The organism is Stenotrophomonas sp. WED208 (genome assembly GCF_040984485.1).
Lineage (GTDB): Bacteria > Pseudomonadota > Gammaproteobacteria > Xanthomonadales > Xanthomonadaceae > Stenotrophomonas > Stenotrophomonas riyadhensis.
This window is the reverse complement of sequence record NZ_JAZARB010000002.1, coordinates 256,863-281,223: the sequence shown is the minus strand read 5'-3', so window position 1 is coordinate 281,223 and position 24,361 is coordinate 256,863. Positions and strand designations below refer to the sequence as shown.

Below are 24,361 nucleotides of genomic sequence, written 5' to 3'. Positions count from 1 at the left end.
GCGGGCAGGGTGGGAAGCATCGCCCATTCATAAAGGTAGTGCCGGCCGCTGGCCGGCAATCATTGGGAAACTGGCAACGGTCCACGGGGCTGCCGGCCAGCGGCCGGCACTACCGGGATGCTCGCCAAGGTCCATGGGGCTGCCGGCCAGCGGCCGGCACGACCGGAGGCGGTCAGAACCGGTTGTCGCCGTCCAGCATCCGGCCCAGGCCGCCCAGCACCGAGCCTTCGCCGCGGTTCTGGCCGCCGCCCTGCGGCGCGGCCATCCACATCCGGCCGGCCAGGCGCGAGAACGGCAGCGACTGCAGCCAGACCTTGCCCGGACCGGTGAGCGTGGCCAGGAACACGCCTTCGCCACCGAACAGCATGCTCTTGATGCCGGTGACCCGGCGTACGTCCATGTCCACGGTCGGGTGGTAGGCCACCACACAGCCGGTATCCACATCCAGCCGCTCGCCGGCCGCCAGCTCGCGCTCCACCACGCAACCGCCGGCATGGATGAACACCCAGCCGTCGCCTTCCAGCTTCTGCATGATGAAGCCTTCGCCGCCGAACAGGCCGGTCATGATCTTGCGCTGGAACTGCACGCCGATCTGCACGCCGCGCGCGCCGGCCAGGAAACTGTCCTTCTGGCAGATCAGGCGGCCGCCGTGCTGGTCCAGCTTCATTGCCAGTACGGTGCCGGGGTAGGGCGCGGCGAAGGCGACCTTGCCCTTGCCATGGCCGCTCTGGGTGTAGACGGTGGCGAACAGGCTCTCGCCGGTCAGCACGCGCTTGCCGGCGGCCATCACCTTGCCCATGAAGCCGCCCTGGTCGCCGTTGGCAGCGCCGAACACGGTGTCCATCTGCACCGTGGCGTCCTTGAACATCAGCGCCCCCGCCTCGGCGATGGCGCTTTCGCCGGGGTCGAGCTCGATCTCCACGAACTGCATTTCATGGCCGACGATGCGGAATTCGATGTCGTCGGCGCGGCCGCTGGCGGCGGCGGGGACTGGCGGCGGGATGTTGGGCATGCCCGGGGCCGCTGACTGCAGTTCGGGCACCTCGGCAATCGACGTCCACCCGCTCATGCCCTGGCACCAGGCCAGGGCGCGCGGGTTGGCCTGCGCATAGCGGCGCGCGGCCTCGTCATCGAGGGGGCCGACGCGGTCGGCCTGGGCGGAGGCATGGAAGTACCACTGGGTCATTGCGACGGCTCCGCGGGGCTGGAAAACCCGAGTCTAGCGAGTGCACCGGGCGACGGGAGGCGCGGCCATGAACGGCCGGCATTTGCGGGGCAGGTGCTGTATTGCAACAATTATCTGGTAGCGCCGTTTTACCACCCCTCCAAACACAGCCTACCGCCATGTCCCCGACCCGCACTTCCCGTGGCCGATTTCCGGTCGCGCGCCCCCTCGTTGCCGCTCTTTCCGCCCTGCTGCCGCTGGTAGCAGCCGCCCAGGAAACCCCCGCTGCCAAGGATCCGGTTGCCCTCGACACCCTGCAGGTGACTGCGCAGCGCCGCGTCGAGAACGCCAAGGACGTGCCGGTCGCGGTCACCGCGATCCAGGGCGAGAAACTGGATGTGCTTGGCTCGGCAGGCGACGACATCCGCTTCCTGGCCGCACGCGTGCCCAGCCTCAACATCGAGTCGTCCTACGGTCGTGCCTTCCCGCGCTTCTACATCCGCGGCCTGGGCAACACCGACTTCGACCTCAATGCCTCGCAGCCGGTGTCGCTGGTGTACGACGACGTGGTGCAGGAAAGCCCGCTGCTGAAGGGCTTCCCGCTGTTCGACCTGGCCAACGTGGAAGTGCTGCGCGGTCCGCAGGGCACGCTGTTCGGCCGCAACACGCCGGCCGGCGTGGTGAAGTTCGATTCGGCACGTCCGTCGCAGGATGCCGATGGCTACATCCGCGTCGGCTACGGCAGCTACAACAGCTGGAATGTGCAGGGCGCCTACGGCGGTCCGTTGACCGACCGCTGGTCGGCACGTGTCTCGGCGATCTACCAGCGCCGCGACGACTGGGTCGACAACACCCGCGTCGGTGCCCCCAACAGCGGCTTCGAAGGCTATGACGAAGCCGCAGGCCGCGTGCAGTTCCTGTACGAAGGCGACGACTTCGAAGCGCTGTTCAACCTGCACAAGCGCAAGCTCAACGGCACTGCGCGCCTGTTCCGCGCCAACATCATCCAGAAGGGTGGCAATTCGCTGGTCGAGAACTTCGATCGCGACAAGGTGGCCAACGATGGCGTCAACTTCTCCGACCTGAAGACCTGGGGCGGCAGCGCGCGCCTGCAGTGGAACCTCGGCTCGGTGACGCTGCACTCGATCACCGGTTATGAAACCGCCGAATCGCTCAACCGTGGCGACATCGACGGTGGCTACGGTGCGGCGTTCCTTGGCGCCGGCAACTACGGCCCGGGTCTGATTCCATTCTCCTCGGAGTCGGCTGACGGCCTGCCGCACCATCGCCAGTGGACGCAGGAATTCCGCATCGAGTCCAACGAGTGGGGCCGCTTCGACTGGCAGGCCGGCGTCTTCTATTTCGATGAAGACGTGACCATCAACAACTTCAACTACGACTCGTTGACCCCGGGCAATCCGCAGACCGGCCACGTGGTGCAGAACCAGCGCAACAAGGCCTGGGCGGTGTTCGCTTCGGGTGACTTCGATGTCACCGACCGCTTCAAGCTGCGCGCCGGCGTGCGCTACACGCAGGACAAGAAGGACTTCAGCGCTAGCGTGCTGCAGGCCGTTCCGTTCGGTACCCCGGTCAGTGGCCCGTACCTGGCCAACACCGACGTCAACGACGTCAGCTGGGATGTCAGCGGTGTGTACAAGCTGACCGACGACATCAATGCCTATGCCCGCGTGGCCAAGGGCTTCCGCGCGCCGTCGATCCAGGGCCGCCTGGCCTTCGCGCCGGGCCTGTCGCAGGCCGATTCGGAGAAGGTGATCTCGTACGAAGCCGGCATCAAGGCTGATCTGTTCGAGCGCCGCGCGCGCCTGGGCCTGAGCGTGTTCCGCTACAACGTCGATGGCCAGCAGCTGATCGCGGTGGGCGGCACCAACAACACCGCCACCCTGCTCAACGCCGACAAGACCATCGGCCAGGGCGTGGAGCTGGACCTGGAGGCCTACCTGGCCGACAACGTCCTGCTGACCTTCGGCAGCAGCTACAACGACACCGAGATCAAGGACAAGAACCTGGCGGTGGCGATCTGTGGCGGTGGCTGCACCATCACCGACCCGACCACGGTGATCAACGGCCAGACCTATGCGCTGGTGAACGGCAACCCGCTGCCGCAGGCACCGAAGTGGATCCACAACGCGACCCTGCGCGTGGGCTTCCCGCTCAGCGATGGCAGCGAGCTGTATGCCTACACGGACTGGGCCTACCGCAGTGCGGTGAACTTCTTCATCTACGAGTCGCCGGAATTCCGCGGCCGTAGTTCGCTGGAAGGCGGCTTGCGCCTGGGCTACAACTGGGATTACGGCCAGTACGACGTGGCCGTGTTCGGCCGCAACCTGACCAACCAGACCCGCGTGGTCGGCGCGATCGACTTCAACAACCTGACCGGCTTCCTCAACGAGCCGCGCACCTGGGGCGTGGAGTTCACCGCGAAGTTCTGATGCGGTGGCTGCGTTGATGCAATGAAGAAGGGCCGGCGCAATGCCGGCCCTTCTGCTTCACACCCACCGGTTGCCGAATGGGGTCAGTGCCCTTTCCAGCGGAAAGGGATCCGACCCCGATGGCATCGGCATTTCGCGCTGGGGTCAGATCCCTTTCCGAAGGGAAGGGCTCTGACCCCGGATCACCGCTTACAACGCGCTCTGCGGGCGCACCTTCAGCACCGCTTCCTCGGTGGCGCAGTCGCGGCTGGAATGCAGGCCGGCCTTGCGCGCGGCGGCGATTTCCTTGCGCGCAGCCAGCAGGTCCTTGTTGAACGCGGCGTTGTCGTGCAGGCGGGCCACGGCGGCGGCGCCCATGAAACGGCCTTCGAGGATGTCGCTCTGCCAGTGCACGTTGCAGACCAGGCGGCTCTCGCCGTAGTTGCGGCCACGGGCCTGGATGGCATCGGCGCGGTCCGGCGCGATCTCGGACAGGATCAGTGCCCAGGCCCAGCCGATCGAGGTGTGGCCGGACGGGTACGAGCCGTTCTTGCGCAGGCCTTCCTCGTCCTTCGGCGAGCAGGTCGGTTCACCGTTGACCATGAACGGGCGCGGGCGCTGGTAGTGGTTCTTGGCCGCCTTGGTGGCGGCGCTGGCGTCGATCCGGCTGCGCTCGAGCAGTCGGTACAGCGCCGGGGTCTTCACCGCATCGACGTCGATGTCAGCGGCGCAGGAGAAGTGGTTGGCCCCTTCGGGGAAGCCGAGCTCCGCATCGACGCCGGCCTGGGCGAAGCGCGGGCTGCCACGCAGCGCGCGGGCTTCACGGCTGACCTGTTCGTCCAGGGCGAGGGCGGCCGAACCGGCGACCGGTGGTGCCGGCACCAGGTCGAGGCTGGCCGGTACCGCGCTCTTGTCGAGATAGCCCACCGCCTTGGTGGTGATGTTGGCTTCGACGGCGGTCGGCTTGGTGGCGGTGGCGGTGGCGGCACAACCGGCCAGGGCCGCGATGACGGCGAGGCCGAGCAGCGGGCGGGCAGGGTGGGAAAGCAGCGACATGGACGGGCTCCGGAGGAAAAACATCGCGTCATGATCGCAGCCCGTATGCGGCACCGCAGTGGCCATCGGTCATACGGCCAGACCCGGCATGGTCATCCCGGCGATATGAAAAGCGTCATCGATTGACGTCAGTCTCCTGAATCCGGGCGCAGCGCACGGACTTTCACGCGACTGCACCGCGAGCATCGGCACAACGGCCAGCGCCAGGGCCGTCCAGTTCCAGCCGGGTCGGGGGGATCCGCTGACAGAGGGAGAGAAGCGATGCGCAGCACCGCAACAGGAAGTACCGTCCTGGCCCTGCTCCTCGGGCTGGCAATCGCGCCGACGCAGGCCGCCGATGTGGTCGGCGTGGCCTTCGTGCACGGCACTGGCGCGCAGACCAACGCGACCCAGGACTACTGGCAGCCGGCGATCATCGACACCGTGCGCCAGGGCCTGCCGAACAGCAGCAACTACGTCGTCATCAACTGCGACTTCACCCAGTACATGTGGAAGCCGGAAGCCGCCGGTTGCCTGGCCAACCAGCTGACCAGCTTCATCGACAGCCGTGGCATCACCCAGCTGGTGGTGATCACCCATTCCAACGGCGGCAACGTGATGCGCTGGATCCTGTCCAACCCGACCTACGACAGCCGCTATCCGAAGATCATCCGCACGGTGCGCAAGGTCAACGCGCTGGCACCGTCCTCGGCCGGCACGCCGCTGGCCGATGCGGTGCTCAACGGCAACACCTTCGAAACCTCGCTGGGCTGGCTGCTGGGCTACAAGAACGACGCGGTGCGCCAGCAGCAGGTGGCGAGCATGGCCACCTACAACGCGCAGAACCTGTACGGCACCGCCGGTCGTCCTGCGCTGCCCAAGCCGTTCCGCGCCGTGGTCGGCAGCGACGTGGAATCGGCGGTGTGGGACAGCAACAGCTACTGCGGTGGCTACGCCGCCAATGTCGGCCTGGAGTTCACCCAGAACTGGCTGTCGTCCTGCTCCGATGGCTTCCTGGAGTGCAGCAGCCAGAAGGCCGCCGGCACCACCTGGTTCACCGACAAACAGCGCACCAAGGATGCCGAGCCGCTCAGCCACAACCAGAGCCGCCGCGAGTGCTTCGGCCTCGGCACGATCCTGCGCAACGACCTGGCCCAGTGAGGGAGATGACCATGACGATCCATTCCACCCTGCTGGCCAGCGCCGTGCTGGCAGTGCTGTCCCTTTCCGCCGCGCAGGCCGCGCAGCCGCTGCAGGCCGCCCGTGCGGGCGATCAGGTGCCTGCCGCCCTGGTGGCCGCACCGCTGCCCACCGATGAAAGCGAACACGCGCCACTGGCCTTTGCCTGGGCGCTGGACCCGGCACAGCCGCTGCAGGCGACCACGCCGTATGCCTCGGTCAGCCGCAGCTACTGGCAGCAGGTCGATGGCACGCAGCTGCAGCGCGGCCTGGACCTGCCGCTGACGGCACCGGATGCGGTGATCCAGCTGAGCCCGGCCGACGGTGCCCGCGCGCTGCCGGCCAGCACCCTGCAGGTGCGCGACCCGGCCGGCCGTAGCAGCGTGGCGCGCAGTGTCGATGCGCGCGCACTGCAGGAGGCCGGCATGCCGGTCAGCGATGGCAGCAGCATGCTGCGTACCGGCGCGACCAGTGCAGTCGGTGCGTACACGCTGCAGAGCGCGCAGGCACAGGGCCGCTATGTGGTGCAGGTGCTGGAGCCGAACAGCCCGCTGCGGCTGGAAGTGCAGGCCAACCAGGCGCAGGTGCTGGCCGGTGGCAACGTGCAGCTGCAGGCACGCCTGCTGGAAGACGGCGCCACCACCGCGCAGCTGGCATCGCGTCGTGGCGGCCTCGGCGGTGAAGCCCTGCTCGTCGCACCGGATGGCCGCAGCTGGCCGCAGCGGCTGCTGCGCACCACCGATGGCAGCCTGCGCGCGCAGGTGCGGATCCCCGCCGATGTCGGCAGCGTGCAGGGTCTGTGGGAGCTGCAGGTGTTCGCCCAGGCCGATGGCGTGCTGCGCGATGGCAAGGTCGCCTTTGCGGTCGCACGGCCGACTGCCCGTTTCAGTGGCCAGGCGGCACCGGACCCGGCCAGCCGCCAGGTGGCGCTGCCGCTGCAGGTGGCAGCGGCCGGACGCTATGAGGCGCGGGGCACGCTGTATGCCACCGCCCGCGATGGCCAGTTGAAGCCGGTCGCACAGGCACATGCGGCCGCGTGGTTCGATGGCCCGGGCGCAGGCCAGCTGGTGCTGCCGTTCGACCAGGCCGCATTGCCAGCCGGCTTCGGTGCGCCGTACGAGCTGCGCGACCTGCAGCTGCAGGACCAGAGCCGCATGGCACCGATCGAGTCACGCGCGCTGGCGTTGCGGTTCTGAGGTTGCGTACAGCGGGCCGGGTTCCGGCCCGCTGCATTGGATCCTGTAGAGCCGAGCCCATGCTCGGCTGCCGCTTGCCGTGATCACGAGCAGCCGAGCGTGGGCTCGGCTCTACAATGGCATCTCGATTACCCCGCGTACGCGGTCAGCCGCCCTTCCTGCTCGACCACCGTGATCGCGCCACCGAATACCGCCGACAGCGGTTCATTGCGCAGCAGTTCGGCGCGGGTGCCATCGGCCAGTACGCGACCGTCGCGCAGCAGGACCACCCGCTCGATCTCGGGAATGATCTCTTCGATGTGGTGGGTCACCAGCACCAGGGTGATGCCCTGCTGTGCCAGCACCCGCATGGTCGCCACCAGCTGCTCGCGGGCGACCAGGTCCAACCCGGTGGAGGGTTCATCCAGCAGCAGGGCCTGCGGCCGGTTGACCAGCGCGCGGGCGATCAGCACGCGGCGGGTCTCGCCGGCCGACAACTCGGCATAGGCGCGTTCGCGCAGCGACAGCGCGCCGGTCATCGCCAGTGTCTCGCCAACGCGTGCACGCATGTCGGCGGTTACCTCGCGGAACGCCGGCACCACGTAGCTGGCGAAGAAGCCGGACAGCACGGCCTGTTCCACGGTCAGCCCGGGCATGTCGGACAGGTTGCTGCTGAGGTCGCCGGTGACGATGCCCAGCTGCGAGCGCAGGCGATCCACCTGCCAGCGGTTCTGGCCCAGCACCTTCACCGCCACCGAGCCGTCTCCCTGGGCCAGCGGGTACAGCTCGCGGGTGATCAGCTTGATGAAGGTGGACTTGCCGCAGCCGTTGGGGCCGAGCAGGGCGGTGTGCTGGCCCTGTGCGATGCGCAGGCTGAGCCCGTGCAGCACCTTCACCTGGCCGCGTACCACGGTGGCGCGGTCCAGTTCGATCAAGGGGGGCAGCTCCGCCAGGGGCGGGGCGGCGGTCATGGCGCTGGCGCGTGGATCAAGGCTCGACAACTCAGGTCCCCAACTGTGAACGGTGCCACGGAAGGCGGTGGCAATCACCGCCGCAGGGATGCAGTTTGCAACGCAAGCGCCCATCATGTCTGCCATCCCCGCGTCGATCCGGAGAGCCGCCATGCCAGATGCCCTGATGTCCCTGTTGACCGGTGGTGTGCTCGGCCTGGGCTGGTGGGCCATGCTGGGCGTGCTGCTGGTCTTCACCCAGATCACCATCTTCTCGGTGACCCTGTACCTGCACCGCAGCCAGGCCCATCGCGGGGTCGATTTCCACCCGGCGCTGGCCCACGTGTTCCGTTTCTGGTTGTGGCTGACCACCTCGATGATCACCCGCGAGTGGGTGGCCATCCACCGCAAGCACCATGCCAAGGTAGAGACCGAAGATGACCCGCACAGCCCGGTCACCCGCGGCATCGGCACGGTGTTCTGGCATGGCGTGGAGCTGTACCGGGAAGCGCGCGGCATGCGCGCGGACATCGAGCAGTACGGGCGCGGCACCCCGGACGATGTGATCGAGCGCCACCTGTATACCCCGCACGCCACGCTCGGCCCGGTGCTGCTGCTGGTGATCAACAGCGTGCTGTTCGGCCTGCCCGGCGTGGCCCTGTGGGCGATCCAGATGGCGTGGATTCCGTTCTGGGCCGCGGGCGTGGTCAACGGCCTGGGCCACTGGTGGGGCTACCGCAACTACGAGTCGGCCGATACCTCCACCAACCTCACGCCGTGGGGGTTCTGGATCGGTGGCGAGGAACTGCACAACAACCATCATGCCTTCCCCAGTTCGGCGCGCTTCGCGATGCGGCGCTGGGAATTCGACATTGGCTGGAGCGCGATCTGCCTGCTGCAGGCGCTGCGCCTGGCCAAGGTGCTGCGGGTGGCGCCGGCCATGGATGTGCGCCCGAACATCGCGGTGCCCGATGCCGAAACCCTGAAGGCGCTGCTGTCGCACCGCTTCCAGGCGATGACCGATTACCAGCGCAATGTGTTCATGCCGGCCCTGCGCGAGGAAGCCGTGCAGGCCGGGGCCAAGCTGCGCCGCCTGCTGCCGCGCCGGCTGCGCCGTGGCCTGGTCAACGATGGCCGCTGGCTGAAGCCGGACAGTCGTGCCCAGCTCAGCGAATGGGTGGCGCAGCGCCCGCGCATCCGCACACTGGTCGAGTACCGCGCGCGGCTGGCGGCGCTGCTCGAGGCCCGCGGCCACGATGCCGCCGAGCGCCTGCATCAGCTGCAGGCGTGGTGCCGCGAGGCCGAGGAAAGCGGGATCGCTGCGTTGCAGGCCTACGCCGCACGGTTGAAGGGCTACAGCCTGGTGGGCGCGTGAGGGCAGGGTACGGGCTTGTGCTGGCGGTGCTGCTGCCGGGCGCGGCGCTGGCCCAGGTCACCGATACCACCAGCTACCTGCAGCGGATGGACAGCGATGGCGACGGCAAGGTCAGCGAGGCCGAGTACGTGCAGTGGATGCTGTATGCCTTCGACCGCATGGACCGCAATGGTGATGGTGTGCTGAGCGCCGATGAGCTGCCCGGTGGCAAGGGCAGGGCGATCAGCCGCGAGCAGCAGCGGCAGGTGATCGTGCAGCGCTTCCATAAGCAGGATGCCAACGGTGATGGCTATCTGGATGCACGCGAGCTGTCGGCGCCACCGCGCTGAGTGCAGGCTGGCCCACGCGCGGCCCGCCGGGCGATCATCGCGGCCACATGTTTCCGCAGGAGCCCCCCATGGATGATCGGATCGACGAGGAGCTGTTCGCCGAATGGCTTGAATTCTGCGCTGGCCGCAGCGAGCAGGAGGACTGGTACTTTTCCGGCCTGCTGCAGGGTGTGACTGACCCGGACACGCTGGCGGCGATATTCGCCCGTTTCCCGCATGCCGATGCGCTGCAGTCGCGCGCGCTGGACGTGCTTGGCGCAGGCCGCTGGGGCGAGCACCTGTACCTGCAGCCGGCCATCGCGGGCGATGCGCAGGCCGTGGCGGCCGCCGCGCGGACCTGGCTGGATGAGCTGGCGAGGGTGGCCGGGAGGGCCGGTGAGCCCGGGCTGCAGGCGACCTTGCGCGACGTACCCGTGGTGGCAGCCACCGCCGGTCAGCTGCAGGCGGCCTGGCGCGAATCGGGCCCCGCCGCCTATCTGCATGATGTCGTCTGTGATGTGGTGCGCGAGGCGCGCACGCTGGATACCCCACAGGTTGCCGCGCTGGACGAGGCGCTGTACCACATCGCTTCGGACCTCTACCTGGGCTGGTATATCGCCCAACCGCTCTCCCCGGCAGCCGTCGACTTCGCGCCCTATCTGGCGTTCTGGCGCCTGGGCGGACGTGGCGCACTGGTCGAGGGCGCCTTCCTGGTGGAAGCGGCCGGCCTGGTGCCGTAGCTCGCCCCGGCCCCAACCGGCGGCTTCGCCTGGCCCCGCGTAGAATCAACCCATGCCTGAACTGCCCGAAGTAGAAACCACCCGCCGCGGCCTGGCGCCGCACCTGCAGGGCCGTCGCGTGCATGGCGTGATCCTGCGCCGCGCCGATCTTCGCTGGCCGATCCCGCCGGAAGTGGCCGAGCTGCTGCCGGGACAGCGCATCGAGGAGATCCGCCGGCGCGCCAAGTACCTGCTGCTGGATACCGCCATCGGCAGCGCGGTGCTGCACCTGGGCATGTCCGGCAGCCTGCGTGTGCTGCCCGGTGATACGCCGGTGCGCGCCCACGACCACGTCGACATCAGCCTGGACAACGGCCGCCTGCTGCGCTTCAACGACCCGCGCCGCTTCGGCAGCCTGCTCTGGCAGCCGGCCGGCGAGATCCACCCGCTGTTGCAGGGGCTGGGCCCGGAGCCGCTGGACGACGCGTTCGACGGCGACTACCTGTTCGCCCGCAGCCGTGGCCGCAGCGCGCCGGTGAAGACGTTCCTGATGGACCAGGCGGTGGTGGTGGGGGTGGGCAACATCTACGCCGCCGAGAGCCTGTTCAAGGCCGGCATCAGCCCGCTGCGCGAGGCCGGGAAGATCTCGCGCGGGCGCTACCAGCGGCTGGCCGACGCGGTGAAGGAGATCCTCGGCTACGCCATCACCCGTGGCGGCACCACGCTGCGCGACTTCATCAGCCCTGACGGCGCGCCGGGCTACTTCGAGCAGGAACTGCTGGTGTACGGCCGCGACGGCCTGCCCTGCCCGAACTGTGGCCGCGCGCTGAAGCACGCCACCATCGGCCAGCGTGCCAGCGTCTGGTGCAGCCACTGCCAGCGCTGAGCCGGCGGCCAGCGGCAGCTGAACGGGCAGGGCACGTCTCCGCTGCCCGTTAACGTTTGTCTGCCTATGATGGCCGACCTTCCCTCTGTGCCTGACGCGCCTGCATGCAACGACGCGACTTCATCCGCAATGCCTCCCTCGCCCTGGCTGCATTCGGCCTGCCGTCCCTGCCCGCATGCGCGGCCAGCAAGAGCGGCCAGATGGGCCTGCGCCGCCTCGGCCAGCCACAGCCGTTCGACTTCGCCACCCTGAAGGGCCAGGCGCGCGCGCTGGCCCAGGCGCCCTACAAGAGCCACAAGCGGGTGCTGCCGGGCCGCCTGGAGGGACTGGACTGGGACCAGTACCAGTCGATCGGCTATCGCCAGGACCATGCGCTGTGGGCTGACCAGCCGGGCAAGTTCCAGGCCAAGTTCTTCCATCTGGGCCTGTACTTCCATTCGCCGGTGCGCATGTTCGACGTGGTCGACGGCAAGGCGCAGGAGCTGGCGTATGACGGCGCGGCGTTCAACTACGGCAAGAGCGGCATCAAGGACGGCGAGCTGCCGGCCGACCTCGGCTTCGCCGGCTTCCGCCTGAACACCCGCAAGGACACCGACCGCGACTTCGCCGCTTTCCTCGGCGCCAGCTACTTCCGCGCGGTCGGCAAGGAGGGCCAGTACGGCCAGTCCGCGCGCGGCCTGGCGATCGACACCGGCATGGGCAAGCCGGAGGAATTCCCGGACTTCATCGCCTACTACCTGGAACAGCCGTCGGCCGATTCGGAGACGATCGTGGTCTACGGCCTGCTGGATTCGCCCAGCGTGGCCGGTGCGTACCGCTTCGCCATCACCAATGGCGACGTGCTGCTGATGGACATCGACAGCGCGTTGTACCCGCGCAAGGCGATCGAGCGGCTGGGCATCGCGCCGTGCACCAGCATGTACCAGGTGGGCGAGAACGACCGCCGCATGGCATGGGACTGGCGCCCGGAGATCCACGATACCGACGGCCTGTCGCTGTGGACCGGTGCCGGCGAGTGGATCTGGCGGCCGCTGCTGAACCCGCGCAACCTGCGCTTCAACATGTTCGTCGACCGCAACCCGCGTGGTTTCGGCCTGCTGCAGCGCGACCGCAACTTCGACCATTACCAGGACGACGGCGTGTTCTACGAGAAGCGCCCGTGCCTGTGGGTGGAGCCGAAGGGCGAATGGGGCGAAGGCTCGGTGCAGCTGGTGGAGATTCCCACCGTGGACGAGACCTTCGACAACATCGTGGCGTTCTGGAACCCGAAGGAAAAGCCGCAGCCGGGCCAGGAGCTGCTGGTCGGCTACCGTCTGTACTGGGGCGCCGAACCGCCGGCACGGCCGCCGCTGGCGCACTGCGTGGCCAGCCGCACCGGCCTGGGGGGCGTGGTCGGCAAGAAACGCGAGTATTTCAGCTGGCGCTTCGCGGTGGACTTCGAAGGCGGCGAACTGGCCAGGCTGATCGACAAGGGTGAGGTCGAGGCGGTGGTGGAAGCCAGCCGCGGCCGGGTCGAGATCGTGTCGGCGCGCCCGTTGCGCGAGATCAACGGTTACCGCGCGATGTTCGACCTGGTGCCGCCGGAAGGCAGCACCGAGCAGATCGACATCCGCCTGTTCCTGCGCAGTGGCGGCAAGACCCTCACCGAGACCTGGCTGTACCAGTACACGCCGCCGCCGGCGGGCGCGCCGGAGCGCACGCTGTACTAAGAGGGGTGTTGGGTTTGCAGGGCTTGCAGCCCTGCACCTGCTCAACGCAACAGCAACAGCAACAGCGAAAGCTGGTATTCCGAGGGATGGCGGGGTGGGTCCGGTGGCGGGAGACGCCGTAAACCCATCCCTGGGGGCTTGGCCGCGGCATCCATGCCGCGGACACTCCCGCCACCGGACCCACCCCGCCTTCGACAGATCTCCGTGATCTGTGGGAATTGCTCTTGGGGTCAGATCCGTTTTCCGAAGGAAAACGGATCTGACCCTAGATCTATTTCGATATCTGACAGATGTGTCGACCAAGGTCGACACCTACCAACAGCCGTGGGGACCTGTCGAAGGCGGGGCACTGTGGGTTTGCGGGGTGTGAGCGGCATGGATGCCGCGACCAAGCCCCCATGGATGGGTTTACGGCGTCCCCGCAAACCCACAGTGCCCCGCCATCCCACGGATAGCCCGCTTTTGCCGTGGCTCTGGCTCCGGCCTCGGCAGGTGCAGGGCGCAGCCCTGCCGAACACCCTTTACAGCGGTAGGGGCGCCTGTGCCGGATCGATCCGGCCTTCGCCGCGGGTGATCTTCTTGAACTCGGCGCGGCTGACCGACACGTAGCGGTCGTTGCCACCGATCTCCACCTGCGGGCCGTCCTGCACCGCGTGCCCATGCTCGTCCACGCGCACCGTCATCGTCGCCTTCTTGCCGCTGTGGCAGATGGTCTTGATCTCCTGCATCTCATCGGCCCAGGCCAGCAGGTACTGGCTGCCTTCGAACAGCTCGCCGCGGAAGTCGGTGCGCAGGCCGTAGCACAACACCGGAATGCGCAGCTGGTCGACCACTTCGCTGAGCTGCCAGACCTGGGCGCGGGTCAGGAACTGCGCCTCGTCCACCAGCACGCAGCCCATCGGGCCGTTGGCTGCCAGATCCTGCTCGACCCAGCGCTGCAGGTCGGTATCGCGGTCGAAGGCCATGCCGTCCGCACGCAGGCCGATCCGCGAGGCGACCACGCCGGCGCCGGCACGATCGTCCAGGCGCGGGGTCAGGATCGCCACCCGCATGCCGCGCTCGCGGTAGTTGTGGGCGCTCTGCAGCAGGGTGGTGGTCTTGCCGGCATTCATTGCCGAATAGTAGAAGTAGAGCTTGGCCATCGACGGATTGTACGCCGCAGCCCCGCTTCGCCGAAGCCGTTCAGCAACCCCACCGGCGACCGGCTGTGGTCGTCACCCGGCCCCGCTACAATCCCCATCCCATGCACGGTCTCAATCCCCCCCAAGCCGCCGCCGTCCTGCACATCGAAGGTCCGTTGCTGGTGCTCGCCGGCGCGGGCAGCGGCAAGACGCGCGTGATCGTGGAAAAGATCGCCCACCTGATCGGCTGTGGCCGCTACCCGGCCCGCCGCATCGCCGCGATCACCTTCACCAACAAGTCGGCCAAGGAAATGCGCGAGCGTGTGGCCAAGCGCCTGCGCGAGCAGGACGCCGACGAGGTGACCATCTGTACCTTCCATGCGCTGGGCCTGAAGTTCCTGCAGATCGAGCACGCCGCGGTGGGCCTCAAGCGCGGCTTCTCGATCTTCGATGCCGACGATGCCGCCGCGCAGATCAAGGACCTGATGTACGGGGCCAAGCCCGATGACATCGAGGACATGAAGAACCTGGTGTCGCGCGCGAAGAACGCCGGCCTGTCGCCCGAACAGGCGATGGCCGCCGCGCGCAGCAATCGCGAGAAGGAAGCGGCCAGCGTCTACGAGCGTTACCAGCTGCGGTTGACCGCGTTCAATGCAGTCGACTTCGACGACCTGATCCGTTTGCCGGTGCAGATCCTGGAAGAGAACCCGGAGATCGCGCTGGCCTGGCGTGAGCGCATCGGTTACCTGCTGGTGGACGAATGCCAGGACACCAACGATGCGCAGTACCGGCTGCTCAAGCAGCTGGCCGGCGACAAGGGCAACTTCACCTGCGTGGGTGACGATGACCAGTCGATCTATGCCTGGCGCGGCGCCAATCCGGAAAACCTGCAGCAGATGGGGCGCGACTATCCCACGCTGGAGATCATCAAGCTGGAGCAGAACTACCGCTGCTCCAACCGCGTGCTGCGCGCGGCCAATGCGCTGATCGCCAACAATCCGCACGAGCATCTGAAGAAGCTGTGGAGCGACCAGGCCGACGGCGAGCGCATCCGCGTGTGGGAGTGCCGCAACAGCGAACATGAGGCGGAAAAGGTTGCCGCCGAGATCGCCTTCGTGGCGCAGTCGCGCAATGTGCCGTGGAGTGATTTCTGCATCCTGTTCCGCGGCAACTTCCAGTCGCGCCCGTTGGAAAAGGCGATGCAGCTGCTGCGCATCCCGTATCACCTGACCGGCGGCACCATGTTCCTGGAACGCCAGGAAGTGAAGGACACGCTGGCCTGGTTGCGGCTGCTGGTGAACCCCGACGACGACACCGCGTTCATGCGTGCGGTGCAGTCGCCCAAGCGCGACGTCGGTGCCGGCACGCTGGCCAAGCTGGCCGAGCTGGCGCAGGAAAAGGACATGCCGATGGCACAGGCCGCCGAGGCGATTGGCGCCCTGCAGCAGTTGCCGCCGCGCGCGGCCAACAGCCTGGCGCGCTTCACCGACATCCTGCGTGACCTGCGTGCACAGACCCGGCAGGTCACTTCCGGCGACATGATCCGCAAGGTCGCCAAGGAATCCGGCCTGCTCAGCGAGCTGCGCCAGCAGGCCAAGGAAGAGGCCAGTTACCAGCGTCGCGCCAACAATATCGAGGAACTGGCGCAGTGGTTCGAGGGTGGCCCACGTGGTGCTACCGCCGCCGACCTGGCCGGCCAGCTGGCGCTGCTGTCGCGCAGCGACAAGGACGAGGGCGGCAACCAGGTGCGCATGATGACCATGCATGCTTCCAAGGGCCTGGAATTCCCGTACGTGTTCATCGTCGGCTGCGAGGATGGCGTGCTGCCGCACCAGGTCAGCCTGGACGAGGGCAACCTGCAGGAAGAGCGGCGCCTGCTGTACGTGGGCATCACCCGCGCCAAGATCCAGCTGTGGATGAGCTACAGCAAGCTGACCCGCAAGTTCGGCGAGCACGTGCGGCTGAAGCCGAGCCGGTTCTTCGAGGAGATTCCGGCCGAGGAGATCCAGCGTGATGGCGCCGATCCGGTGGCGGATGCGGTGCGCAAGAAGGAACGGGCGAGTGCGGGGTTGGCGGCGATCGAGGCGCTGTTCGATTGACCGGCGAACGGCGCAGCCCCTCGTGGCTGGCGTCGTCCGCAGTGCATTCGTGAGCGGGCCAGGCGGGTGGGCTGGGCGGGACACGCCGTAAACCCGTCCTTGGGGGCTCGGCCGCGGCATCCATGCCGCGGACGGTCCCGCCCAGCCCACCCGCCCGGCCTCTGACAGGTTCCGTGCGCGCCAGCCACGGAAAAGAAAAAAGAAAATCAAAAGCAACAGCAGCAGCCGGGGGCTGAGGCAGAATCGGGGTTTCGGCTGGAGGTCTGCGCGTGCATCCCATCGAAAGTGAACGCCTGCGCCTGCGTGCGATTGAACCTGATCGCGATGCGGCGCCGATGCTGGCGCTGTTGAATGATCCGGGCTTCGTGCGCTTCATCGGTGATCGAGGCGTGCGTACGCAGCAGGAGGCGCGCGACTACGCGGCGATGCGGGTACTGCCGGCCTATGCGCTGCATGGCTATGGCATGTATGCCATCGAGCGGCTGGCCGATGGTGCCTGGCTGGGCAATGCCGGGCTGGTGCGGCGGGATGGCCTGCCGGGGCCGGATATCGGCTATGCGGTGCTGTCGGAATTCGCCGGGCAGGGCTACGCCGGTGAGGCGGCGCGGGCGGTGTTTGCCCATGCGCGCGCGAAGCTGGGCCTGCACGATCTGTATGGCATTACCGATTTGGACAATGTGGTGTCCGGGAAGATCCTGCTGGGGCTGGGCATGGAGGAGCGTGGGGTGATCCAGCTGCCGGGCGTGGACAGCCCGAGCCGGCTGTATGCCACGCCGGGTGCGGTGGCGGTACCCATCGGGGGGGCATGACGCATCTGGACAAGCCGAATGAGGATTCTTGCATTTGGCGATAAACCGGCGAGTCGTCCGGTTCGCCGCCGATGCTTCCGGGTTTCATGAGGATGACCCACCTGCTGCGTTGGGCAGCGCTGTGGTCATTCCCGAAACCCGGAAACTCCAGGAGTTCTCATGAAGCTCATGCCTTTGGTCACGACGATGCTGTTGAGCGTGGTATCCGCGTCTGCATCTGCGTTCACGCTTCCCCAGATGAGTGACCTTTCACCGCACTCGAGCACGCAGGCCTGCCAGGGCGCGTGGAACGCGTCATCAGCCAGCCGCAGTTGCCATGTCAACCGTATTGATGGACGACCCGGCACGCAGTGCTACGTCGATGTCAGGTGTGTGCGCAACAACGGCAGCCAGCTGACCAATCAGTACACGATGGAGGAATGGGGCGTGCGCGCGCTTGCGAACTGCGATGGCTTCCTGAGAGTGGGAGGCTGCTGAACCGCGGATCGGTCCCGGGCGGATTGGTCCCGAGGGGGTGCCGGCCGGTGGCCGGCACTACCCTGCGGCTGCGCCTCAGTTACCGCGCAGTTCGGCCAGCTGCGCCTGCAGCTCGGCCACGGCCGCTTCCAGCTGGGCCACGCGCTCGGCCAGGCCCGGATCGGCCGCGTCGCTGCCACCGCCGCTGCTGGCGTACCTGGCCGCAAGCGCCGCGCCATCCACTTCACCGCACAGCAGGTGCATGTAGCGGTCTTCGCGCTGGCCGCTGGCGCGCGGCAACACCACCAGCAGCGCGCGCTGCTGCAGGCGCTCGATGGCGTGGCGGGCTTCGTCGGCGTCGGCGAAGCGGTGCAGGCGCTCGCTGCGCGTGACCAGTTCGCCCAGGGTCTGCGGCCCACGCAGCAGCAGCATCGCCAGCAGCACGGTCTGCTGCCGGGTCAGGTCCAGCGCAGCCTGCAGGCGGTGCTCGTAGCGGTCGGCACGCGAAGAGAAGTGCTGGCGGGCCAGGCCCAGTGTCTCCAGTTGGCGCAGCGCGTGCTGCACGCTCCCGGCGTCGACGTTCATCACCGGCTCGCGGGCGGTCTTCTGGTTGGCGGCCGACTGGGCGGCGTTGACCGTCAGCGGGTAGGTGTCCGGGGTGGTCGCCTCCTTCTCCACCAGACAGCCCAGCAGGCGGGCCTGCACGGCGTCGAGCAGGGGGACGTTGGGGGTCTGGACGGAATCGGTCATGGCGGCCTCCGGAAGGGCAACGGGTCAACCGCCAAGCATAGCCGTCCCCGGGCCGGCTTTGCCGGTAAAATGCGCCGGTATATCTGATTGCCGGTGAATCCATGCGTCGTCCCGTTTCCCTGTCCCTGACCCTGCTCGCCACCGCGGCGCTGGGCCTGTCCGCCTGCAAGCGCGTGGATGCGCCTGCCGCCGAAGCCACTGCGCCGGAGGCCCCGGCCGCCGCTGCCAAGGCCGATGGCGCGCTCGATGCCACTGCCAACGACAACCTCAATGCGGTGCTGTGGATGCAGCGTGCGCAGGAGTACAAGGCGATCACCGAGCAGACCTACCGTGCCGCCGCCGACCACCTGGATGCCGCGCTGAAGGAAGCCCACTGGGATGCGCTGGTGCCGGAAGAACGCGGCAACGAGGCCAAGGGCCTGAAGCCGGCCGTGGTGCTGGACGTGGATGAGACCGTGCTGGACAACTCGCCCTACCAGGCGCGCCTGGTCCGCGACGGCAAGGAATACGACGAGCTGACCTGGGACCAGTGGGTGGCCGAAAAGAAGGCCAAGGCCATTCCGGGCGTGGTTGATTTCGCCAAGGCCGCCAACGCCAAGGGCGTGACCCTGCTGTACATCTCCAACCGTGCCGTGCACCTGAAGGACGCGACCCTGGCCAACCTGCGCGAGCAGGGCCTGCCGGTGGCCGATGACAGCGTGTTCCTGGGCCTGGGTACCGTGGTCGAAGGCTGTGAGCAGGCCGGCAGCGAGAAGAACTGCCGCCGCCGCCTGGCCGGGCAGAAGTACCGCGTGCTGATGCAGTTCGGTGACCAGCTGGGCGACTTCGTGGAAGTGACCGCCAACACCAATGAAGGCCGTGACGCCCTGCTGCAGCAGTACCACGACTGGTTCGGCGAGCGCTGGTGGATGCTGCCGAACCCGACCTACGGCGGCTTCGAGCCGGCGCAGTTCAACAACGACTACAGCCAGTCGCGCCAGGCCCGCCACGACGCCAAGCGCGCCGCCCTGGACTACGCACCGTGAGCCGCGCGCCGCTGCCGCTGCGCGATGATGAGCGCCTGATCTTCGCGCTGGACGTGCCTGATCGCGTGCAGGCGCTGGAGTGGGTCGATCGCCTCGGCGACAGCGTGGCGTTCTACAAGATCGGCATGGAACTGCTCGCCTCCGGCGAGTACTTCCAGGTGCTGGACGAGCTGGCCCGCCGCGACAAGCGCGTGTTCGTCGACCTGAAGTTCTTCGACATCCCGGCCACCGCCGCGGCGGTGATCAAGCGCCTGTCGCAGTGGCCGGTCAGCTACGCCACCATCCACGGCTGGCACCCGACGATGATGGAAGCCTGCGCCGCCGCCAACAGCGGTGACATGCGCCTGCTGGCGGTGACCGTGCTGACCTCGATGGGCCGCCCGGACCTGGCGCAGATGGGCATCGATCGTGAACCGGTCGACGTTGTGGTTGAGCGCGCGCTGGCTGCCCAGGCCGCCGGCATCGATGGCGTGATCGCCTCGGGGCAGGAAGCCGGCCCGATCCGCGCCGCTACCGGCGCCGGGTTCTCGATCGTCTGCCCGGGCATCCGTCCCGGCGGCCCGGTCGGCGATGACCAGAAGCGTACCGTTGGCGTAGCCCAGGCCTTTGCCGATGGCGCCGATGCCATCGTGGTCGGTCGCCCGATCCGCCTGGCCGCTGACCCGCAGGCTGCGGCGCGGGCCATCCAGCAGGAAATCGCCTCCGCGCTGGCTGCGCGCTGAGATTCCGCTGCCAGGGCTGCAGGCTCGAACGCCATCCCGACCCGCGCGGGATGGCGTTTCTGCATCTGACCCGGGGAGCGGTTGTGCCCGAATCGCCGCAAAACCTGCCGTAGATGTCATGGACATCACTATCAGATGCCATGTAAATCAATAAAATCAATAATTTATACAATACTACGTGAAGTGTTGCCTTAACTTGAGCGGCAGCGTAGGATCGCCGCCATCCGGTCCTCGGACCGGACATGTGCCACAACACTGTCCTCCGGCCTCGTGCCGGCTTGAAGAGCCTGAGATCCCCGTGATCCCGGCTCTTTTTTTATGCCGGTGGCGGTTCTGGGGTCAGATCCCTTCTGCCTGCGGCAGAAGGGATCTGACCCCATTGGTTGGAAACCGTGACCGCGCGGCTTGCCGCTGTAACCTCGCAGGCCGCAAGATGCGGACCGGTCCGGGGAGTCCGAGTGAATGAGCGTGGCAGTGCGAGGAAGGTCTGCGCGTGGATGGGGGCTGGCAGCCATGCTGTTGCTGGCCGTGGCCGCCTGCCGTGAATCGGCCAACGATCCGGCCAAGCCGGCGGCCGAGCCGGTCGCGGCGGTGCAGGCGATGGCCCTGCGCCTGGCCGAGGACGATCTGGTCGGCTATGCAAAGCTGTCGGTTCCCCCCAGCCAGTACCAGCGCCTGCAGCAGGCCTGGGCCGAGGGCCATAGCCAGTGGCCGCTGACTGAACTGCCACTGGGCGACCAACTGCTGCCGATGCTGGCCGCACTGCGCAAGCCCAATGCCGGTGCCGAACTGCAGCGCAGCTTCGATCGCCAGCTGGCTGGCCAGGCCAGCGCCGTACGCCAGGCCGCGCAGTCGATGGGCAACTTCGGCGTGCAGTACCTGCGCCACCAGAAGGGCTATACGCCCGGCCAGCAGGCCCATTACATCGCCCTGGTTGAAACCCTCGCCAGCTGGGCGCAGGGCGCGCCGATCAGTGACCGTGCGCGTGCACGCAGCACGATCGCCGCGCTGGTGGGTGCCGCCGGCAAGGTCGGCTTCGATGACGAGGCCGGCCTGCAGGCCGCGGGCATGGAAGGCAGCCTGCAGCAGCTGGCGCCGTTCATCCACACCCTCAAGGCGGTGCTGGGCAGCTACGGGTTGGGCGTGGATGACGCGCTGCGCAGCGTGCGGGGCGAGCTGTTGTCGGTGGAAGGCGACAACGCGCTGGTGCGCCTGCACTACGATCTGGCGGGGCGCGAGATGAGCCTGCAGCTGCCGCTGAGCCGGCGCGAGGGCCATTGGTACCTGACCCGCACCCTGGCCGACACCGATGCCCTGCTGCGCAAGGCCGACGCGGCCCGTGCCGCAGCGGCGCCGGCACCGGCCGAGACCCCGCCCGAGGGTGGGGAAGCGGCAACACTGCCGCCTAAGCCATAATGGCGCCGATGTCGAAACAGAACCCGCTGCCGTTCCCCGGCGAAGAATCCCAGTCGACGCCCGCCGATACGGTGCCGGCGTCCCCCTCGACCGGTACCGGCCCGAACCCGGTACCGCCGCCCGCGCACGCGCGTCCGGCCGGCCGCCGCCCGCTGTGGGCTCGCCTGCTCGGCCGTCTGGTCGAGCCGTGGCTGTCGCTGAAGATCGAACCGGAAGACCCGGGCCAGTACAACGATGGCCGCCCGGTCATGTACGTGCTGGAAGACTACGGCCTGTCCAATGCGCTGATCCTGGACAAGGCCTGCCGCCAGGCCGGCCTGCCGTCGCCGCTGGTGCCGCTGGCCGGTGACCCGACCGGCCGCAAGCGCGCCTACCTGGCGCTGTCGCGGCGCAGCTCCAGCAACTCGCTGATTCCCGAGCAGCGCGGCGCCAAGACCCACTCCGATTCGCTGGCCAAGGTGCTGCAGGCCCATCGCGTGCGCGATGACCTGGACGTGCACCTGGTGCCGGTGTCGATCTTCGTCGGTCGCGCGCCGGACAAGCAGAGCGGCTGGTTCGCCGTGCTGTTCTCGGAAAACTGGGCGCTGGTCGGCCGCTTCCGCCGCCTGCTGGCGGTGCTGCTCAACGGCCGCAGCACCATCGTCCGCTTTGCCCCGCCGATCTCGCTGCGCAGCACCGTGGACGAAGGCCTGGAGCCGGAGCGCACGGTGCGCAAGCTGCAGCGCGTGCTGCGTACCCATTTCCGCCGCATCCGTGAATCGGTGATCGGCCCCGACCTGTCGACGCGGCGCCTGCTGGTCGACCAGGTGCTGGCGGCCGAACCGGTGCGCGAAGCGATCGCCGCACAGGCCAAGCGCGACAATTCGAAGCCGGCCGATGCCTGGAAGAAGGCGCACGCCTACGCCTGGGAAATCGCCGCGGACTATTCCAGCCCGGTGGTGCGTTCGGCCAGCTTCATGCTCAGCCACGTGTGGAACCGCATCTATGCGGGCGTGCTGGTGCACCACCTGGACAAGTTCAAGGCCGCCGCGCCGGGTCATGAAGTGGTCTACGTGCCCAGCCACCGCAGCCACATGGACTACCTGCTGCTGTCGTACCTGCTGTACGACCGTGGCATCGTGCCGCCGCACATCGTGGCGGGCATCAACCTGAACCTGCCGGTGGTCGGCACCCTGCTGCGCAAGGGCGGTGCGTTCTTCATCCGCCGCTCGATCCGTGGCAACGCGCTGTACTCGGCGGTGCTCAGCGAATACGTCGCGCAGCTGGTGGCCGGTGGCTACTCGCTGGAGTACTTCGTCGAAGGCGGCCGCTCGCGTACCGGGCGCCTGCTGCAGCCCAAGGGCGGCATGATCTCGATGACGCTGCGCGCGTTCCTGCGCCAGCCGCGCAAGCCGGTGCTGTTCCAGCCCATCTACATCGGCTATGAGAAGCTGATGGAAGGCGGCAGCTACCTGGACGAACTGTCCGGCCGGCCGAAGGAAAAGGAATCGATCTGGTCGCTGCTGTGGGGCATCCCCAAGGTGCTCAAGCAGAACTACGGCCAGGTGGTGGTGAACTTCGGCGAACCGATCGCACTGAACGACGTGCTCGCCGAGAAGGCGCCGGAGTGGAAGGGCGAGGCGGTCTCCGAGGACGAGAAGCCGGCGTGGCTGTCGACCACGGTGGATACGTTGGCCGAACGCATCCAGGTGCGCATCAACGGCGCCGCCGACGTCAACCCGATCAACCTGCTGGCGCTGGCCCTGCTGTCCACGCCGAAGCACGCGATGGGCGAGGCCGACCTGATCGCGCAGATCGAGCTGTGCAAGACCCTGCTGGTCGAGATGCCGTATTCGGACCGGGTGACGGTGACCCCGCACTCGCCGGAGCGGATCATCGCCCACGCCGAGGAAATCAACGTCCTCACCCGCATCAAGCACCCGCTGGGCGACGTGCTCAGCGTCAGCGGCGATACCGCGGTGCTGCTGAGCTACTTCCGCAACAACGTGGTGCACCTGTTCACCGCCTCTTCGTGGGTGGCCTGCTGCTTCCAGAACAACCGCCGCATGAGCCGCACCGGCCTGGTCCAGCTGGGCCGTACGGTGTACCCGTTCCTGCAGGCCGAGCTGTTCCTGCCGTGGAGCGAGGACGAGTTCGCCCTGCGCATCGACCGGACCATCGATGTGTTCGTGCGCGAGGGCCTGCTGCAGAACGTCAACGATGACGACGGCGGCATCCTGGCGCGCAATACCGGGCAGACCGACGAGGTGTTCCGCCTGCGTGCGATCGGCCATTCGCTGCAGCAGGCGTTCGAGCGCTATTACATCGCCATCTCGGTGCTGGTGAAGAACGGCCCCGGCGTGCTCGGCGCTGCCGAGCTGGAAAGCCTGTGCCAGCAGGCGGCGCAGCGGCTGAGCCTGCTGTATGCACCGGCGGCACCGGAGTTCTTCGACAAGTCCCTGTTCCGCGGCTTCATCCAGAAGCTGCGCGAGCTGCGCCTGGTGTGGCCGGACGAGAACAGCAAGCTGCTGTTCGACGAACGCCTCGATGCCTGGGCCAAGGATGCCAAGTTCATCCTCGGCCGCGAGCTGCGCCACACCATCGAACGGGTCAGCCCGGAAGCGGCACGCCCGGACGAGCCTGCGCCGCAGGATTGAAGGCAGCGCCGGGCGATACGGTGGGTGTGGACCTTGGTCCACACCTTCCAGCCGTGCCAACCAAGGTTGGCACCTACCAGAGCAGTAGGCCAACCAAGGTGGGCACCCACGAGGGCCGTCTTTAGGCCGGTTCGTCGGGAATCTGCAGGCTTTCCAGCCTGGCGATGCAGTCCTTCAGCTGCAGCTTGCGCCGCTTCAGGCGCTTGGATTCCAGTTCATCCTCGCCGTTGGCCGCCATGCGGGTGATCTGTTCATCCAGCAGGCGGTGCTCGGCGCGCAGGGCGGCGAGGTGCTCGACGATCTCGGCGGGGCTGTAGGTGTCCACAGCCTCCGAGCATACACAGCGTTGATGACTGCCGGGAGAGGGGAATCCCGACCCCCGGCCGTGGCCGCTCCG

Annotated in this window: 21 protein-coding genes; 15 read left to right on the top strand and 6 right to left on the bottom strand. The window is 67.8% G+C overall.

From position 1 onward, the window contains the following. Positions 1–172: 172 nt before the first annotated feature. The gene (locus VPH47_RS20845; protein WP_368851725.1) at positions 173–1,186 is read right to left on the bottom strand and encodes a TIGR00266 family protein; all 1,014 of its coding nucleotides are present in this window, start codon (positions 1,184–1,186) and stop codon (positions 173–175) included. A gap of 158 nt (positions 1,187–1,344) precedes the next feature. Here VPH47_RS20845 and VPH47_RS20840 point away from each other — a divergent pair, with 158 nt between their 5' ends. Further along, complete coding sequence (locus VPH47_RS20840; protein WP_368851724.1) at positions 1,345–3,615, top strand: TonB-dependent receptor; 2,271 nt, start codon at positions 1,345–1,347, stop codon at positions 3,613–3,615. Positions 3,616–3,804: 189 nt separating this feature from the next. On the opposite strand, the gene VPH47_RS20835 is transcribed toward VPH47_RS20840, so the two are convergent. Beyond that, a complete protein-coding gene (locus VPH47_RS20835) occupies positions 3,805–4,650 on the bottom strand; it encodes a phosphatase PAP2 family protein (protein ID WP_368851723.1) in 846 nt (281 codons plus the stop codon). A gap of 261 nt (positions 4,651–4,911) precedes the next feature. Between VPH47_RS20835 and VPH47_RS20830 the strand changes: the two genes are divergently transcribed. Together VPH47_RS20830 and VPH47_RS20825 are read left to right on the top strand one after the other, a co-directional pair. Next, positions 4,912–5,790, top strand: a complete 879-nt coding sequence (locus VPH47_RS20830; RefSeq protein WP_368851722.1) for a hypothetical protein — start codon at positions 4,912–4,914, stop codon at positions 5,788–5,790. An 11-nt stretch (positions 5,791–5,801) separates the two neighbouring features. Next, positions 5,802–7,004 carry a DUF4785 domain-containing protein gene (locus VPH47_RS20825; RefSeq protein ID WP_368851720.1) on the top strand — a complete coding sequence of 401 codons (1,203 nt, stop codon included), beginning with the start codon at positions 5,802–5,804 and terminating at the stop codon, positions 7,002–7,004. A gap of 128 nt (positions 7,005–7,132) precedes the next feature. Here the strand turns inward: VPH47_RS20825 and VPH47_RS20820 are convergent, their stop codons facing one another. After that, the gene (locus VPH47_RS20820; protein WP_110710645.1) at positions 7,133–7,954 is read right to left on the bottom strand and encodes an ABC transporter ATP-binding protein; all 822 of its coding nucleotides are present in this window, start codon (positions 7,952–7,954) and stop codon (positions 7,133–7,135) included. A 151-nt stretch (positions 7,955–8,105) separates the two neighbouring features. On the opposite strand from VPH47_RS20820, the gene VPH47_RS20815 reads away from it, so the two are divergent. The 5 genes from VPH47_RS20815 (at position 8,106) to VPH47_RS20795 (ending at position 12,930) form a co-directional block, all read left to right on the top strand. Further along, positions 8,106–9,308, top strand: coding sequence for an acyl-CoA desaturase (locus VPH47_RS20815; protein ID WP_368851719.1), 1,203 nt, complete (start codon positions 8,106–8,108; stop codon positions 9,306–9,308). Further along, entirely contained in the window at positions 9,305–9,637 is a 333-nt protein-coding gene (locus VPH47_RS20810) for an EF-hand domain-containing protein (protein ID WP_110710647.1), read from the top strand. Before VPH47_RS20815 ends, VPH47_RS20810 begins: the two co-directional genes overlap by 4 nt. Positions 9,638–9,705: 68 nt before the next feature. Further along, positions 9,706–10,356 (top strand): hypothetical protein, encoded by a 651-nt coding sequence (locus tag VPH47_RS20805; RefSeq protein WP_368851718.1) that lies wholly within the window; start codon positions 9,706–9,708, stop codon positions 10,354–10,356. Positions 10,357–10,408: 52 nt separating this feature from the next. Then, positions 10,409–11,221 carry a bifunctional DNA-formamidopyrimidine glycosylase/DNA-(apurinic or apyrimidinic site) lyase gene (gene mutM, locus VPH47_RS20800; RefSeq protein WP_049422377.1) on the top strand — a complete coding sequence of 271 codons (813 nt, stop codon included), beginning with the start codon at positions 10,409–10,411 and terminating at the stop codon, positions 11,219–11,221. A 104-nt stretch (positions 11,222–11,325) separates the two neighbouring features. Next, entirely contained in the window at positions 11,326–12,930 is a 1,605-nt protein-coding gene (locus VPH47_RS20795; RefSeq protein WP_012509627.1) for a glucan biosynthesis protein, read from the top strand. Between the two features lie 521 nt (positions 12,931–13,451). Here the strand turns inward: VPH47_RS20795 and VPH47_RS20790 are convergent. Continuing rightward, positions 13,452–14,072, bottom strand: coding sequence for a thymidine kinase (locus VPH47_RS20790; RefSeq protein ID WP_008264720.1), 621 nt, complete (start codon positions 14,070–14,072; stop codon positions 13,452–13,454). A 101-nt stretch (positions 14,073–14,173) separates the two neighbouring features. On the opposite strand from VPH47_RS20790, the gene VPH47_RS20785 reads away from it, so the two are divergent. From VPH47_RS20785 to VPH47_RS20775, 3 genes are all read left to right on the top strand, one after another. After that, positions 14,174–16,150, top strand: coding sequence for a UvrD-helicase domain-containing protein (locus tag VPH47_RS20785; RefSeq protein ID WP_110710649.1), 1,977 nt, complete (start codon positions 14,174–14,176; stop codon positions 16,148–16,150). A gap of 269 nt (positions 16,151–16,419) precedes the next feature. Next, on the top strand, positions 16,420–16,959 hold the full coding sequence (locus VPH47_RS20780) for a GNAT family N-acetyltransferase (RefSeq protein ID WP_368851717.1): 540 nt from the start codon (positions 16,420–16,422) through the stop codon (positions 16,957–16,959). Positions 16,960–17,118: 159 nt separating this feature from the next. Continuing rightward, on the top strand, positions 17,119–17,436 hold the full coding sequence (locus VPH47_RS20775; RefSeq protein WP_024958820.1) for a hypothetical protein: 318 nt from the start codon (positions 17,119–17,121) through the stop codon (positions 17,434–17,436). A gap of 75 nt (positions 17,437–17,511) precedes the next feature. On the opposite strand, the gene VPH47_RS20770 is transcribed toward VPH47_RS20775, so the two are convergent. Further along, positions 17,512–18,165 carry a YceH family protein gene (locus VPH47_RS20770; RefSeq protein WP_368851716.1) on the bottom strand — a complete coding sequence of 218 codons (654 nt, stop codon included), beginning with the start codon at positions 18,163–18,165 and terminating at the stop codon, positions 17,512–17,514. A gap of 101 nt (positions 18,166–18,266) precedes the next feature. Between VPH47_RS20770 and VPH47_RS20765 the strand changes: the two genes are divergently transcribed. The 4 genes from VPH47_RS20765 (at position 18,267) to plsB (ending at position 23,964) form a co-directional block, all read left to right on the top strand. Continuing rightward, entirely contained in the window at positions 18,267–19,190 is a 924-nt protein-coding gene (locus tag VPH47_RS20765; RefSeq protein ID WP_126930504.1) for a 5'-nucleotidase, lipoprotein e(P4) family, read from the top strand. Further along, entirely contained in the window at positions 19,187–19,912 is a 726-nt protein-coding gene (gene pyrF, locus VPH47_RS20760) for an orotidine-5'-phosphate decarboxylase (RefSeq protein ID WP_110710655.1), read from the top strand. The genes VPH47_RS20765 and pyrF overlap by 4 nt, the downstream gene beginning before the upstream one ends. A 462-nt stretch (positions 19,913–20,374) precedes the next feature. Then, positions 20,375–21,328 (top strand): hypothetical protein, encoded by a 954-nt coding sequence (locus VPH47_RS20755; RefSeq protein WP_368851715.1) that lies wholly within the window; start codon positions 20,375–20,377, stop codon positions 21,326–21,328. After that, positions 21,328–23,964, top strand: a complete 2,637-nt coding sequence (gene plsB / locus VPH47_RS20750) for a glycerol-3-phosphate 1-O-acyltransferase PlsB (RefSeq protein ID WP_107432561.1) — start codon at positions 21,328–21,330, stop codon at positions 23,962–23,964. The genes VPH47_RS20755 and plsB overlap by 1 nt, the downstream gene beginning before the upstream one ends. 121 nt (positions 23,965–24,085) lie before the next feature. Here the strand turns inward: plsB and VPH47_RS20745 are convergent, their stop codons facing one another. Further along, positions 24,086–24,289: a YdcH family protein gene (locus VPH47_RS20745; RefSeq protein ID WP_004153435.1), complete on the bottom strand. Its 204-nt coding sequence runs from the start codon at positions 24,287–24,289 to the stop codon at positions 24,086–24,088. Between the last annotated feature and the right edge of the window lie 72 nt (positions 24,290–24,361).

What these genes read in the sequence shown, in the direction of transcription:
- VPH47_RS20845 (WP_368851725.1), bottom strand. Translation starts at nt 1,186, where the DNA reads ATGACCCAGTGGTACTTCCATGCCTCCGCCCAGGCCGACCGCGTCGGC.
- VPH47_RS20840 (WP_368851724.1), top strand. Translation starts at nt 1,345, where the DNA reads ATGTCCCCGACCCGCACTTCCCGTGGCCGATTTCCGGTCGCGCGCCCC.
- VPH47_RS20835 (WP_368851723.1), bottom strand. Translation starts at nt 4,650, where the DNA reads ATGTCGCTGCTTTCCCACCCTGCCCGCCCGCTGCTCGGCCTCGCCGTC.
- VPH47_RS20830 (WP_368851722.1), top strand. Translation starts at nt 4,912, where the DNA reads ATGCGCAGCACCGCAACAGGAAGTACCGTCCTGGCCCTGCTCCTCGGG.
- VPH47_RS20825 (WP_368851720.1), top strand. Translation starts at nt 5,802, where the DNA reads ATGACGATCCATTCCACCCTGCTGGCCAGCGCCGTGCTGGCAGTGCTG.
- VPH47_RS20820 (WP_110710645.1), bottom strand. Translation starts at nt 7,954, where the DNA reads ATGACCGCCGCCCCGCCCCTGGCGGAGCTGCCCCCCTTGATCGAACTG.
- VPH47_RS20815 (WP_368851719.1), top strand. Translation starts at nt 8,106, where the DNA reads ATGCCAGATGCCCTGATGTCCCTGTTGACCGGTGGTGTGCTCGGCCTG.
- VPH47_RS20805 (WP_368851718.1), top strand. Translation starts at nt 9,706, where the DNA reads ATGGATGATCGGATCGACGAGGAGCTGTTCGCCGAATGGCTTGAATTC.
- mutM (WP_049422377.1), top strand. Translation starts at nt 10,409, where the DNA reads ATGCCTGAACTGCCCGAAGTAGAAACCACCCGCCGCGGCCTGGCGCCG.
- VPH47_RS20795 (WP_012509627.1), top strand. Translation starts at nt 11,326, where the DNA reads ATGCAACGACGCGACTTCATCCGCAATGCCTCCCTCGCCCTGGCTGCA.
- VPH47_RS20790 (WP_008264720.1), bottom strand. Translation starts at nt 14,072, where the DNA reads ATGGCCAAGCTCTACTTCTACTATTCGGCAATGAATGCCGGCAAGACC.
- VPH47_RS20785 (WP_110710649.1), top strand. Translation starts at nt 14,174, where the DNA reads ATGCACGGTCTCAATCCCCCCCAAGCCGCCGCCGTCCTGCACATCGAA.
- VPH47_RS20775 (WP_024958820.1), top strand. Translation starts at nt 17,119, where the DNA reads ATGAAGCTCATGCCTTTGGTCACGACGATGCTGTTGAGCGTGGTATCC.
- VPH47_RS20770 (WP_368851716.1), bottom strand. Translation starts at nt 18,165, where the DNA reads ATGACCGATTCCGTCCAGACCCCCAACGTCCCCCTGCTCGACGCCGTG.
- VPH47_RS20765 (WP_126930504.1), top strand. Translation starts at nt 18,267, where the DNA reads ATGCGTCGTCCCGTTTCCCTGTCCCTGACCCTGCTCGCCACCGCGGCG.
- VPH47_RS20755 (WP_368851715.1), top strand. Translation starts at nt 20,375, where the DNA reads ATGAGCGTGGCAGTGCGAGGAAGGTCTGCGCGTGGATGGGGGCTGGCA.
- plsB (WP_107432561.1), top strand. Translation starts at nt 21,328, where the DNA reads ATGGCGCCGATGTCGAAACAGAACCCGCTGCCGTTCCCCGGCGAAGAA.